The organism is Vibrio sp. QJM3NY_27 (genome assembly GCF_057785955.1).
Map to the genome: position 1 here is coordinate 1,302,384 of NZ_CM173512.1, position 13,647 is coordinate 1,316,030.

Below are 13,647 nucleotides of genomic sequence, written 5' to 3' on the forward strand. Positions count from 1 at the left end.
CGATATACCCTGTACGACTAATGTACGAATATTCATCGATAGAAACTTACCATTTAATGCCAAGTAGTGTGAAAACTAGCCAAAAGATAACGTGTTGAGAGAAATTAAGTACGTACCTAGATGTAACCTATCAAGTTACCGAAAAAACGAGGTTATATAGTGGTATGATCGCGGGCTCAGCACCATAAGTGATAAAGAATAGGAAAAAGAATGAGTAACCTTACACATCAACAAGAAGCTGCAATAGTCACGTTTAAGGAAAACTTACACCTGCCAAATGGTGGTTTTCATAAACTGATTATCGAGCTAAGTAAGGAATTTCAGCTGCCTTTTCAAAAGGTGCGTGGTGTTTTAAAGAAAGCTCAAAAAGACGTCGAACGTCAAATACGCGAAGATTTTGCGAGTATCGATGATAGGGTTCTTAGCCAAGAGAATTGGGTGAACATCATTAAGTCAAAACTTGTCGAACTGGCGGAAGATAACCAAACGGTGATGGATAAGCTGCAACTCAATCTGAAATATCAAAAAGTATTGTCGGCAACCAATGGTTCAATCGCAAGTGAAGACGAGCGTGACGAATTGATTGAAGAGTTGATTCAAGCTTATGAGAAAGAAGTATTCAAACCGCTATTGGCGATGCTGCATACAACAAAGCTGTATTGGAAGTTAATGCTGGTGGATGAGACATGTAAGATGAATGAGGAGAATCGTGAGAAATTCAGTGATTACCCTCAACACATGCAAGCTGCAGAACACTTATATACTCTTGATCAAAAGTTAAGGTCGATGCCGTTAACTTATTAGTCCATGAATGCACTGATAATGACTCATTGGTGATTCAGAGTTTGATATAAGTTGGTTTCAATAGAAGTACGATAACCTAGCTAGCGTTAGCCGCGCGTGAAATGCAAAAAGGGCTAGGTTTCTGATCTGTTTTACTTCTACTCTATTTTGTTCTGCTAGAGCGAATTGAGGGTGACATCTTTTACATCTTTGGGACTAAACGGTGTTTCTTTTTGTAGCCTATGGGAAATGCTATAGGAGTGTGAAATGTCCTAGGGTGTTTCCGTTGCCTGAAACAATAGTTCCGATGCTTTCTCGTTCATTAAATTCAAAGTCGATGAGATAACTGTGATGTTGTAGCTTGGGCAATATGTGGCGGTGGAGTATATCGCTATTGAGCTGTCGAATCTCTGTGACCCATGAAATTTCTTCTTTGTGTAAGTCTATTTTAATCTTGAGCATTTATTACCTTTTAGTTTATTGACTGATTTGTCGCGTGATAGTTGGTACCAATGGGTTTGTCGTGTTGTTCTGCGTGACATAACTGTGCCTTGTGTTTATTACATTTATATTTAAGTGATCGATCTATTTTGACTTCGCTAGCAAAAGAGCGAATGACGATAGATCGGTAGTGAGGATCGAATTTAAAAGCTATTGAATGACTATCTAGGTGAAAGCTGACGCAGAGATGGTGTAACGAGGAAATCGAGAACTGTCTTTGAGGAACTTGGACTTACTTTAGCATTAACAGCTCTATAGATTAGAGCCAAGTGGCGCACTATACGCCTAGTTTTTGAAATTACAACCCTATTTTAAATTAAATTCAAAAAAAATTTTGAATGATTTGCCGTCGCTTGTTGAGAGTTAAATGAGCGATGGGCAGGTGATTCACCATGATACCTGACAGATGTTTGGCTTTGCACCGCTTCGTATTCTTTGTCATTAGTGGTTTTAATTGTTCAGCTAATTTATTGATGATTAAGTATCTGTTATATATGGTCTTTACATTGTAAATTACAATTCGTGACTCTGAGGTTGAACGTTGTGATTCTGGAGTTTGGCGTCGTAATTCTGTGATTTAGCGTTGTAATTACAGAAGTTTGGGCACTTTTCCCCATCAGTTTATTCTTCAGATTGATGATCATTTTCCTCTTCGCGTCTTTTTGCTATTTCTGATCCCGAGTATCTCTCCTGACTACGCAAAATATGAATACTCACTTTTACATTTCTGAATAATAAAGTTGTTGTGTCGCCAGTTTAACGCAAATATAATTGATAATAGTTCTCACTTGCGTTACGGGTTTGTTATCAAAGCAATGACAGACTTTAAATTATCGTTATTTAGCCGTTGTGTTCGCCCCATGCTCGCCTATGAGTAGTGTGACTTTCATTGTCATGAGTGGTGGTTAGTATCAATGGCAAAGGAAGAAACATGAAGAAAACAATCAATTCAGTTCGCCAGTTGTTAAGCGGGCTTGCCATCCTTCTTGCATCATCATTACTGATGACCGCTCAAGCGAAAACCGTGACCATTGAACACGTAAAGGGCACGGCGCAGTTTACTGAAGTACCACAGCGCGTTGTAGTACTTGGCTTTGGTAGCTTGGATGTGCTTGATCAAATTGGTGTACAGCCAGTTGGTGCGCCTCATAGCTTGCTGCCCGATTACCTAGCTTCGTACAAAGAAACGACAGCAAATACAGGATCATTGAGTGAACCGGATTTTGAAGCTATCTACATGTTGAAGCCTGACATCATTATCGCGGAAAACCGCATGCTTAAGGTTTACGACAAGCTGGCACAAATCGCTCCAACGGTCATGTTCTCTATTGAAGGTGATAAATACTGGGCTGATGCTCAGCAAAACTGGCGCGCGCTAGGTGACATCTTTGGTAAGCAAGCTGAAGTAGAAGCGATCATTAAAGAGACTCAAGCGTCTATCACTGCGGTAAACGACAAAGTCGCGTCTGACGAAACGTCTGCAATGATGCTGATGAACAACGGCAACAACATTGCGATGTTCAATAAGGGCAGTCGCTTCTCGATCATTTTTGATGATTTTGGTTTCGAGGAGTCAAAGAGTGCGACAGTGGCTCCAATTAAAGGGACTCACGGCAACCTAATCTCGTTCGAATACATTGCTGACGCAAAACCTGAAGTGCTTTACGTTCTTGACCGCGAAAAAGCGATCGGTAAATCAGAAGGGCGCGCACAACAGCTGTTTGATAACCCATTAGTTGCGGCGACACCTGCAGCGCAGCAAGGCAACATCGTTTACCTTGATTCAAGTGCTTGGTATTTGGCTGGTGGTGGCGTGACAGCGATTCACAGAATGTTGGGTGATATTGAACGAACGATTCAATAGTCATCAATCATCAGATTTTTGGGCTTATAAGAGCGTTCTTATAAGCCCTTTTTCACTTTTCATACGGACTCAAAGAGCCCTACCTTTAGTATTATTTCTATGTTGAAACCCATTGCCGCTGCTGTATTTCTTGTTGTGTTATGCATTATGTCATTGATGATTGGAGTCGCTGAAATCAGTTTTAGCGACTTCTTCAATGGCAACCAACACGCCAACTCTATTTATGTTGTTAGTCGAATCCCTCGACTGTTCGCGATTGTACTTGCCGGTGCGGGCTTGAGTGTCGCTGGCTTGATCATGCAACAGATCGTGCAGAACAAGTTTGCCGCGCCTTCGACTATGGGTACCATTGACTGCGCCATGCTTGGCTACATAGTCGGTATTCTGGTTCTGGGCAATGCAGCGCAATGGAGCTACTTAGGTTTCATTTTCGCGTTTGCGGTTTTCGGAACCATGCTATTGGTCCGCTTTCTACAACACCTTAAGTTTAAGAATGCGGTGTTGGTGCCTTTGATTGGCATCATGTATGGCAACGTTGTTTCGTCTCTAACAACCTTTATTGCTTACAAGTACGACTTAGTACAAACCATGTCGGCATGGACAATGGCGAACTTTGCGAGTGTGTTGCAAGGCAGCTATGAAATTCTTTACCTCGCAGTGCCTGCTTGTGTGTTGGCTTACTACTTCGCGAGTCAGTTCAGTGCGGCGAGTATTGGCGAGAGCTTTGCGAAAAACATCGGCTTGAATTATCAGAAGATCGTTTTCATTGGTGTTGCATTGGTCGCTATCTGTGCCTCTTCTGTGGTGATGATCGTTGGTGTTATCCCATTCCTTGGCCTTATCGTGCCGAATATCGTGTCGCTGATGATGGGCGATAACATGAAGAAGATTCTGCCTTGGACAGCCTATTGGGGCGTGATCTTGGTATTGGTTTGTGACTTGTTAGCTCGAATCGTCATCTTCCCTTATGAGATTCCAATCTCGATGATAATCAGCATCTTTGGTGGCTTGATTTTTATCTACCTAATCATGAGAGACAAGTCGAATGCGTGATTCAGTAAAAATTGCGATTCTGACCATCGCGTCTTTGTGTATGGCGGCAGTATTTGTGGGGCAGGGACTTACGTGGGATAACTATGAGTTCTTCTTGTCTCTGCGACTACCCAAACTGATGTCGATTGTGTTGGCGGCGGTGGCGATCTCTGCGTCGTCGTTGGTTTTCCAAACCATCACTAATAATCGAATTCTAACCCCATCCATCTTGGGCTTTGATAGCTTGTATATGCTGGTTCAAACGGTACTTCTGTTTGTGTTTGGCAGTACCAGTTTCTGGGTGATTGATTCAATCGCAAACTTTTCGATGTCTGTAACTGTGATGATCTTGTTCTCGTTTGCTCTGTTCCATTTCTACTTTAAGAGCAAGCGAAATAACGTTTTCACACTGCTTTTAATAGGCATCGTGTGTGGCAGCGTATTCTCGAGCTTAGCGAACTTCCTTGCGATGTTGATTGATCCCAATGAATTTGCGGTGCTGCAGAATGTTATGTTCGCAAGCTTCAATAACGTAAAAGGCGAACTGGTTTACCTCAGTCTTATTCCACTGGGTTTGAGCTTGCTTGGCCTGTGGTTGCTGGCGCCTAAGCTTGATGTACTTTGGCTTGGTGTTGATAACGCGACAAGCCTGGGTGTGAACACCAAGCGATTGACTCAGATTACCTTGGTGATTGTGTCGGTGATGGTCGCGGTGTCTACGGCTCTGGTTGGCCCTGTGCTGTTCTTTGGCTTGATCACCGTGAGCTTAGCTCGCCAGATATTCCGATCTTATCAGCATCGTGTGCTTATCATCGCAAGCAGCTTGTTAGCGATCGTTTTATTGGTTTCTGGCCAATGGTTTATCGAAAAAGTGATGGCGTTTGAAACCACTGTGAGTGTGATCATTAACTTGGTCGGCGGTTTGTATTTTATGTTCTTGTTGTTACGCACCAGAATTCAGTAAAGGTAGTAAGTTGTGATTAAATTAACAGGTTTAAGTAAGAAGTATGGCAAGTCACTCGTGGTTGATGATGCCAGTGCTATGTTCCCGAAAGGCGAAGTGACTTCTATCATTGGCCCAAATGGTGCGGGTAAAAGTACGCTGCTTTCTATGGCGAGTCGCTTAACAGACAGTGACGCAGGTGAAGTAGTCATTGGCGATAAGTTATTGGCTGAGTGGGATACCAAAGAGCTAGCCAAGCACCTTGCCGTGTTAAGACAGTCAAACAACATCAATATGCGATTTACGATTCGTGAGTTGGTTTGTTTTGGTCGTTTCCCACACTCTCAAGGTCGCTTGAAAGACGAAGATCATAAGATCGTCGATACGGCACTAGAGCATCTTGGGATTACCGATATCCAAAACAAATACCTTGATGAGTTGAGTGGTGGTCAGCGTCAAATGGCGTTTATCGCGATGGTTGTGGCGCAAGATACAGATTATGTGTTCCTAGATGAACCACTGAACAATCTTGATATTAAACACTCGGTCGAAATCATGCAGACGCTGCGTCGTTTAGCGCATGAGTTCAATAAAGCGGTGGTGATCGTGATTCACGACATCAATTTTGCTTCTTGTTACTCTGATAACATTGTCGCGATGAAGAAGGGCCAAGTGGTTAAGTCGGGTAAGGTCTCTGAAGTGGTTGAAAAGTCAGTGATGGAATCGATCTACGAGATCCCATTTGAGATTCGCGAGTTCGATGGCGTTCGAATCTGTATGTATTATTCAGGTCGTTAGATTACTGGGTCTCTAGCCTGCTTAACCCCTTAGTTACCGAAATGAAAAGAGCTCCCATATGAGGAGCTTTTTTTGTTTTCAGTTATTGGCACTTTCTAACATTTGCTCAGTTCTAACAAACTCGAAGAGTTCATCAATGTACGTAGAGCCAATCGAATCAGATATGCAAATTACTGGATACCGACTATCAATGAACAACGCTGTTAATCAGTGATCAATTCATATTCTAGCTTGGTAAGGATTGCAGGGGCGAGTGATTCTAAATCGACCGTCGTATACCCATAGAAGTTTGGCCTGATTTCACGGCGTAGCTTAGTTAAAGAATCTTTTGTATTCTCTTCCATCATCAATTTGTCATTAAAATCAGCGAGTAACTTGAGTTGTTGCGCAGAGAGAGGGGATAGGTATTCGCTATAACCACCGACAGAGCTGTATAAAAGTTCATAGCGACCACCTTCTGCTTCTTCAATGTAATAATTACCTGAACGCGCAATATTGGATATGGCATCCTGTTCAGCCGTCGAGTTAACGAAGTTGGTTTCCAAATAAGTGGCGCTGCCCGCATGGTAGTTCACATCAGCGACAAATCCCGGTTTAGGGAAAATGAGAAAGGCATCTATTGTATCGTTGGATGTTATGGCGGAAAGAATAAACTTACTGTCTTTGTAGTACTTTATCTGTACCTCACCATTCGACATCTTGGTATAAACCGGAGAGCCAAATGTCTCTTCTAAAATGCCACTGGATGCACGAATATAGACTTTAGAAAGACGCTCGTTAGATGGAGCATCTGAAAAGTTAGAAATTAAGAGATCCCAACCTTTGCTTCCCATATCAATAGCATCGTTGAACTGACCACCTGCGATGATCAGCGCAATGATGGCAAGGATAGAGTTTGGTGTCTTCTCTCTCATTATTTCAAGAAAATCTTTTTGATCTTCATTGGGAGCTTGTTGAGTTAAAGACATGTCTTCTTCTGGTGCTGCTTTATCAACAGATGAAGGTAGAGCTTGTTCTGACATGATAAAACCTTATTCAGCAACAACTTGAGGTGCTCGTGCAGCCACACGGGTACATAAATATTCTTCGATATCTTTTTCTACAGAAACGCTTTCTGTTACCCAGGTAAACTTCATTAACTGGTTGGTCAGTTGTTTTGTGGTCGATTTAGCGGTTACGGTTGTAGTCACAACATTGTCTTTACGATCGGCTGTTACAATCTTCTTTTTCTCCGAGGTTCGATTTGTATCGAGCTCTTTTTGCACCATGGCTTCGAGAGACGCAGCTAGCGATGCTCTCGCCTCCATTGAAGCGATGTCCATATCAAGCGTCATGTCTCCCATACTTTCAACACAAGCAACACCCGCGATTAAGCCTTCAGGTAAATCAGATTGTGGGTTCATGCGCCAGCTAGGAAATTCGGAGTTAGCGGTTGCTTGAAATGATAATGTAGCAATTGCAGCGATAATTAGAGTTTTTTTCATGTTTTATCCTTAAATCATATTATTTTCGTAATTAACTTCTGCTTTACTTACTTTTTTCAAGTAGTTACGAGTTTCCGCGGCAGAATGCTTTTGTTGGATCGTTTGGAATACTTGTTGTGGCTCAAGCTGGTTAATATTCTTGATTGCAACTGAGCGTTTGCCACCGAAAATATGATAGATTGGCCCCATACCGCCATTGTAAGCCGCTGTTATGCAGTACTTTAAGCTCTCTTCATTGGTAACACCTTTGAAGTAGCGAGAACGCAGTAAGTGTAAATATGCGGTGCCAACCTCAATGTTTTTTTCGGGGTCGAATAGGTATTCTTTATTCAGTAACTGCTGCTCACCAAATAGGAAATTTGTCGCATCCAACCCTGCGGAACTTGGGACAATTTGCATCAAGCCAAAGGCAGGAACATGTGAGGTTGCTGTCGGGTCGAAGGCGCTTTCTGTCTTGATGATGGACAGTATAAATTCAGGCTCAAGTTTGTATTTTTCTGCGTAAACCTCAACGGTATCAAAAAAGCGTTGTTCTTTACGATTAAGCCAACTTGGCGGAAAAGAAATAACGGCTTTGAGAACGGTATTGCCTTTACTGTCTTTGACTTTGGTCACCGTCACCGTTTCAAGAGCCTTGTCTAACTCTTGGGCCTGAACCTTAGGTGTTTCGGAAACTGGTAAGAATGTTTTGTCACTGAGTTTCTCAACATTTGTCGCTTCAATCAGTTCAGAGGTATAAGCATCGGCTTGTTGGGCTTCACCAATGGTCAGCTGAGATGTGCGCACGATCTCTTCTTTGAGCTCTTCTATTGAGGTTGTTTCACCTGCAATAGTGGTGACTTGAATCGTATTTTTCTCGAAGTTAACTTCACGCTTTATTTGTAAAGAGGGGTTGTAGCTGACCCATTTAAATTGGTCGCTAAAGGTAGGATTATCCCAAGACTCTGAAACTTTGGTTTTAAATTTATTAAACTCTTGTCGAGCTTGCGCCACATATTGATCGAATTCGCAGTTCTTTTGCACTTTGTAAAGATCAAATTGGGCTTCACTGCAGAGTTTGTATTTTTCAAACTCATCTTTAGCTTCAAAAGGTTGATTGACAAAATGTTCGACGCTAGGGCAACTTTGTTCGGTAATTGAAAGTTCACACGCTTGCTGCAGCGTATCAGCAGATGCCCATCCACTAGAGATCAGTATTGCTAAAGGGGATAGGTGGCAAATTATTTTCTTCATATCTGTTCCTTGACCGAGGGATTAACCTTTCTCTATCGAGAGTCGTTCCATGACAAAATCACAGTGCTCGAAATAGTTCAGGATCAATCCAAACCCTGGGGTGTCTGTTGATAAACGCGATTCATCCAATCGCTCAAATCGAGAGGTGTCAATTTTTGTAGGGCAGAGCAATGCGATATTGATATCGTATGTCTCTTGTCCATCGTTGAGCAGTGCTTCGATGCCGTCATACTTGTTTCTATCTGGAAACTCGATAGAGTCGCCATCTGTAACTTGATAGTTTTCAACTAACACGCCTGTACTGCCATCTTCATAAACTTGAAACAAAGAGAGGTAACCCGCTTGGTTTGAGTTGAGTTGAATAAAGTAATGGTCGCCAGCATTGAGTCGTGGCTTGGATGAGTGAATATTTATACTTTCATCTGAATAGTTGAAAAATAGGTGGTTATACTTTGCTTCCGGTAGTATTAACTGGCCACTACTGTTGGAAAGCATCCAGCCCCCAGCAAACCGCTCGATATCTATATCCGGCAGACATTGGTGTTGTTCTACCCAGTTTTTTAGCATGGTCGTTGTTGACCAATATGGGTGTAATTCACTGTGGCATTGCGATTTTTTTAGCCAAGCCGAGAGCTTTTGTGCAAATGACTCAGGGTCATATTGAACTTGAACATAAAACTGTTTTCGCGATTTTTCACTGTTGATAATGGTGACGTTGTTTCGAAAAACCACATTGGATATGGACTCTTTATGAGAGGCAGCCGATTTTTTTAACTCGCCATTTTCGAAGGTTTTAGTACTGGTGGTTTTACTGACTATTCGGTTTTCAACACCTTTAGCCAGATCATGATAGGCCGCGTCTTTGGCTTGTTGATAGGTATTGCCTTTGCCGAATCCATAGCTCAAAGTTGAGTCCAATGGCACTTCCCCGTACCAAGACGGGGAAGCGAAAGCATATGAATTCGCGAGTATTGCGATTAATGCTAACTTTTTCATTAGTCTTCTTTTTTTCCTGGGTAAGGTGCTTGCATGATTGTCCAGCTACCATCTAAGCCATATTGATTGTAAATATTAATTGCGATGCTTTTCCCTGCTTGCACCGCTGACATCACATAACTGCCGCGATATACTCCGTAATTTAGATTACCTTCGGATGTTTTAATAATTTTATCGTATGTTTTACTTTGCGTAACAGCTAGTTGATTTCCTGCCAAAGGACCGTCAAGAACCTGACCTGAACGTGGGTTGCTATTCGAGCAGCCAATGTTATTAGATGGCTTAAAGAAGCTCCAACTAGCTCTACCATTAGAAGTTACAGAAGGGCCTTCTACGAACCAACTACAATTATTCCCATCCAAGTAGTGACCCGCAATAAGTTGATTTGCACTTGCGAAAGCAACTGATGTTATTGAACTCATATTTTTGAATATCAGGTTGCCATTTTTGTCCGCAGCGAATTCTGCACTCATGTCGAAGAATCGAGTTTGCCCAGTGTCCTTGTTGGTTAACGGAACTCGCAGCATGGTGACTTGATTACCAGCACCTTGGAAATGAGCTCCTTGGAAAGCGATATCTAGATTCGAGTTTTCTACATCTGCAGCGAAGGCTGTTGATGAGATTAGAAGAGCGGATGTTGCTAAAAGTGTTTTCTTAAACATGGATATAAGCCTTAATCAATGTTTCAAATATGTTGTAAATTGAAATAGTTTTAAAAGTGGTATGATCTTAAAAGAGACATGCTCTTAAAGTGACATAGTCTGGTTACCGGTAATTGTTGGATGTTGACGTTTTAAATCCCCCATCTCAAAAGAGGTAGATTTCACTTTGTCGTAAACATCTTGATAAAGCGTATTCACATCCTTGTTTCCCTCGATCATTGACTTCATGAGGTAGTAACTAAACAGGCGATGACCTTTTTCTTGGTACATATTGGAATACTCTTTATCGCGTCCCGCGGTGATCACGACCATACGCTCAGGATCGATACTGACTTTTTTCGGTGCCAGTCTGGAGGCGGCAACCCCTTTGATGACCGATACACCATCAGTCGCTCCACTGAAACAACTGTCTACCATAACGACTATCTTGGCTGCTTTGCTGCTAGACAGTGTTTTGTAGAGGTTATCGAGTTTGAAGAACTCATCATCAGTTATGTAGTCAGGGATCTTATCTTGCGGGAGAATGTAAGGATCATTATCGGGAATCGCAGGGATACCGTGACCACTGTAGTAGAAGTAAACCGTATCGCCTTCATCGACGTTGTCTAACATTAAACGTAACTTATCTTTAATCGCACCACTGGTTGCGTCACGGTCAATGAGTTCGTAGACGTGCCTTTCTGGAACCCCCAGAACTTTTGTCGCGACGTCAGACATCACTTCACCACTGCTGCGCGCAAAGGCTACTTGATCTGAATTTGCGTAATCTTCGATCGATAGGTTGAAGAACCAGTTGGATGAGTTACTTTCCACAGGCACAAAGCCATTAAGTAGTTGCTTCAATTCATCAGAAGCGGTGTTGTCCGTTGCCGAGAGGCGTGAATCGACTTCAAAAGCATCGATCAAGTTAGGGTTTTGCATCTCTAGCCCTGGAGTCGTGGCACTACTTGGGCCACTGTTAAGAACTACACTCAGAGCTTCGGGCTGATAATTACTTTTAGCTACATCCCCAGAAAACATAGCGTCATTGTAGTTGCCTTTTATATTTACGAGCTCTAGTTGATTCTCGTCATAAGAGTAGGTGAGTGCGAGGTCAAGGTTATCGATATTGCTGAAGACATCACGCGCCTGCTCAAGAGGTACATTTAGAATAATGTCTCGCTGATAGTTTTGATTTGACGCTTTAAACAACAGGTGCATTTGCTGGTTTTCAGCATCATAACTCTTTGTTGTGACGACCGGCTTACCCATTACATCTCTAAAAGCCTTAGCGACGAGTCGAGTTTTCTGCACGCCCAAGTTGCCCTTTCGAGAGTCTGCACCTTCTTGTAGGACTCGAATTTTGGCATTTCGAGTTTCTACTTGTTGACGATATTTCAGTTGTATAGCGGCTATCTGTTGTTGTCGTTCTATTCGCAATTTTTCAACGCGTTGATCAAACTGGGTTTTGGTTTCAAATTGATCTTTGACGATTTCTGGCGCCTTGGGCAGATCTGGCTCTCGAATTGGTGGTGGGATGTCTGAACTGGTCAATGTAGTGTGTTGTACTTCGTATAAAGAGGCGACCGCGCCAACCAATGACATTGGGTCCTCAGATTGTATACATCCGATAGAGCTCGTCATGTATTGTTGTTCGATAGAGGACTCTTTTCCTGTAAATAAGTCAATATTATTGCTTGCTTTTCTTTGTCCACCGCGAGTGATGACCTTGCCATTCAGCGAAATAGGAGCATCAACTTGCAGCTCACCGCCAAGCTGCCAAATATCAGGATTAGATGAACATACAGTTCCCTGTTTAGAGTGCGAAAATTCAAATTGATTGTCAGCGTTAGCAAAACTAAGAGTTGGTGCTAGCGCAAATAGCATACCTGTGACAATTCTATTCCGTGTCATTAGATAAGTCTTCCGTATGGCCGTAGTGTCAGATGAGCTCAAGACCATATAATCTAGTTGAATATCACTCAATAGCGCATCAATCGCAATGAGATATAAGTCAATGTTTGTTTTGTTAAATGTGAGCAAGTTTTAGTTAATTTGGGAGGAGTGTTTCTTAATTTGCTTCTATTTGAGAGGCTTAGGAGGGTGTTGTTCTTACTTTTAGAGCTCAATTGATTCGCTTTATTTATAGATGGTGGTGTTCTCATGTTAAAAATTATTGCTCTTCTCTTAATCGCTATCGGCGTTTTTATTGGAATTCAATATGGAGATGAGATGGTTAGTCAATTGGATAGTGGTACTGAAACTGTTCTCAATACAATAGAAAAGCTCAAAGGTTAAGGTGAAGTATGTCTATTTTCTCATTTGACGATTTTCTCGAGCGCCTAAGAGACTGCGAACGAATCATTATTCAAGCTCATGACTTTCCTGATCATGATGCGGTGGGCTCCGCTTTTGCTCTCGCCTATTTACTTAGGAAGAAGGGCTTTAAACCACTCATTACCTATCAAGGCTTTATTGACCGTGTTTCTTTACATAATTTGATTGGGTGGCTTGATATTCCCATCGTTAAATCTCACCGATTAGATCTAAAACCCAATGATAAAATCATTGTTGTGGATGGCTGCATTGGTGAAAAAAACGTTACCGATTTACCGGGTATAGAAGTTGGGGTGATCGACCACCATCAGGTTAAAGCCCCCAGTTTCGTTTGGTTTTCCGATATTCGACCTAACTATGGCGCAACAGCTTCCATTATGGTTGAGTACTTTAATCATTACGACCTGCCAATTCCCGAACGCGTAGCAACGGCTCTACTTGTTGGATTAACGTTCGATACGGCAAATTTTACCCGAGCAATGAACAAAGCTGATATCAAAGCCCTCTTTCAACTTCAAAGCTGTGCTGATATGAATATGGTCAATCGCATTTGTCGCAACCAAATCGAATACCAAGAATTGAAGTTATTTGATTCCATGTTTGAGGCTATTAGGAAAGACGGGAATTGTGCATTTGGGAGCTTACCAGAAGGGTGCCCTAAAAATATGCTGGGAGTGCTTGGTGACTTTCTACTTACTGTTGATGAAATAGATATTGTTGTGTTAAGTGCCCGTACCCATGAGAGAACATTCGTTTCATTGCGTTCTGAATGCCCCCAAAATGACGTGGCTAAGGTGATAAAGAAAGCTCTCAATGATACAGGCGTTGGGTTTGGTGGAGGACATTCACATATGGCTGGCGGTGTTGTTAATCAAGTCTTTAACCACTCCATTGAACAAAATTTTGTTTATGATCTCATTCGTCCTCAACTGGTTGTTTGTTGAATTGGAGCGAGTGTTTTTTGAAACTAATCGATGGTTTTTATCTGATTCACTTTAAAGGCTGGATGCCGAATTTTTGACTGGTCATACTTCA

The 13,647-nt window shown here is 42.1% G+C and carries 14 protein-coding genes; 7 read left to right on the plus strand and 7 right to left on the minus strand.

The annotated features are described in order from the left end of the window. The first annotated feature begins 210 nt into the window (after positions 1–210). Positions 211–804 (plus strand): hypothetical protein, encoded by a 594-nt coding sequence (locus AC3CIA_RS21445; protein ID WP_488519021.1) that lies wholly within the window; start codon positions 211–213, stop codon positions 802–804. Positions 805–1,035: 231 nt separating this feature from the next. Here AC3CIA_RS21445 and AC3CIA_RS21450 read toward each other — a convergent pair whose 3' ends face one another. Then, positions 1,036–1,245 (minus strand): hypothetical protein, encoded by a 210-nt coding sequence (locus AC3CIA_RS21450; protein WP_004731601.1) that lies wholly within the window; start codon positions 1,243–1,245, stop codon positions 1,036–1,038. A gap of 970 nt (positions 1,246–2,215) precedes the next feature. On the opposite strand from AC3CIA_RS21450, the gene AC3CIA_RS21455 reads away from it, so the two are divergent. From AC3CIA_RS21455 to AC3CIA_RS21470, 4 genes are all read left to right on the plus strand, one after another. Then, positions 2,216–3,148, plus strand: coding sequence for a siderophore ABC transporter substrate-binding protein (locus tag AC3CIA_RS21455; RefSeq protein WP_428785892.1), 933 nt, complete (start codon positions 2,216–2,218; stop codon positions 3,146–3,148). Positions 3,149–3,247: 99 nt separating this feature from the next. Next, on the plus strand, positions 3,248–4,201 hold the full coding sequence (locus AC3CIA_RS21460; RefSeq protein WP_488519022.1) for an ABC transporter permease: 954 nt from the start codon (positions 3,248–3,250) through the stop codon (positions 4,199–4,201). Continuing rightward, positions 4,194–5,144, plus strand: coding sequence for an iron chelate uptake ABC transporter family permease subunit (locus AC3CIA_RS21465; protein ID WP_488519023.1), 951 nt, complete (start codon positions 4,194–4,196; stop codon positions 5,142–5,144). Before AC3CIA_RS21460 ends, AC3CIA_RS21465 begins: the two co-directional genes overlap by 8 nt. Positions 5,145–5,156: 12 nt before the next feature. Continuing rightward, a complete protein-coding gene (locus AC3CIA_RS21470) occupies positions 5,157–5,921 on the plus strand; it encodes an iron ABC transporter ATP-binding protein (protein WP_102444260.1) in 765 nt (254 codons plus the stop codon). Between the two features lie 203 nt (positions 5,922–6,124). On the opposite strand, the gene AC3CIA_RS21475 is transcribed toward AC3CIA_RS21470, so the two are convergent. The 6 genes from AC3CIA_RS21475 to AC3CIA_RS21500 form a co-directional block, all read right to left on the minus strand. After that, entirely contained in the window at positions 6,125–6,943 is an 819-nt protein-coding gene (locus AC3CIA_RS21475; protein ID WP_171309331.1) for an ETEC_3214 domain-containing protein, read from the minus strand. Positions 6,944–6,952: 9 nt separating this feature from the next. Next, positions 6,953–7,405: a hypothetical protein gene (locus AC3CIA_RS21480; protein WP_488519024.1), complete on the minus strand. Its 453-nt coding sequence runs from the start codon at positions 7,403–7,405 to the stop codon at positions 6,953–6,955. A 9-nt stretch (positions 7,406–7,414) separates the two neighbouring features. Beyond that, on the minus strand, positions 7,415–8,638 hold the full coding sequence (locus tag AC3CIA_RS21485) for a murein transglycosylase domain-containing protein (protein ID WP_171309333.1): 1,224 nt from the start codon (positions 8,636–8,638) through the stop codon (positions 7,415–7,417). Positions 8,639–8,659: 21 nt separating this feature from the next. Then, positions 8,660–9,634, minus strand: coding sequence for an LPP20 family lipoprotein (locus tag AC3CIA_RS21490; protein ID WP_171309334.1), 975 nt, complete (start codon positions 9,632–9,634; stop codon positions 8,660–8,662). Further along, the gene (locus AC3CIA_RS21495; protein ID WP_171309335.1) at positions 9,634–10,296 is read right to left on the minus strand and encodes a hypothetical protein; all 663 of its coding nucleotides are present in this window, start codon (positions 10,294–10,296) and stop codon (positions 9,634–9,636) included. The genes AC3CIA_RS21490 and AC3CIA_RS21495 overlap by 1 nt, the downstream gene beginning before the upstream one ends. Before the next feature lie 84 nt (positions 10,297–10,380). Then, positions 10,381–12,189 carry a caspase family protein gene (locus tag AC3CIA_RS21500; protein WP_253656784.1) on the minus strand — a complete coding sequence of 603 codons (1,809 nt, stop codon included), beginning with the start codon at positions 12,187–12,189 and terminating at the stop codon, positions 10,381–10,383. A 249-nt stretch (positions 12,190–12,438) separates the two neighbouring features. On the opposite strand from AC3CIA_RS21500, the gene AC3CIA_RS21505 reads away from it, so the two are divergent. Further along, positions 12,439–12,573: a hypothetical protein gene (locus AC3CIA_RS21505; protein ID WP_017101536.1), complete on the plus strand. Its 135-nt coding sequence runs from the start codon at positions 12,439–12,441 to the stop codon at positions 12,571–12,573. 8 nt (positions 12,574–12,581) lie between these two features. Beyond that, on the plus strand, positions 12,582–13,556 hold the full coding sequence (locus AC3CIA_RS21510) for a DHH family phosphoesterase (protein WP_171309336.1): 975 nt from the start codon (positions 12,582–12,584) through the stop codon (positions 13,554–13,556). Positions 13,557–13,647 lie beyond the last annotated feature (91 nt).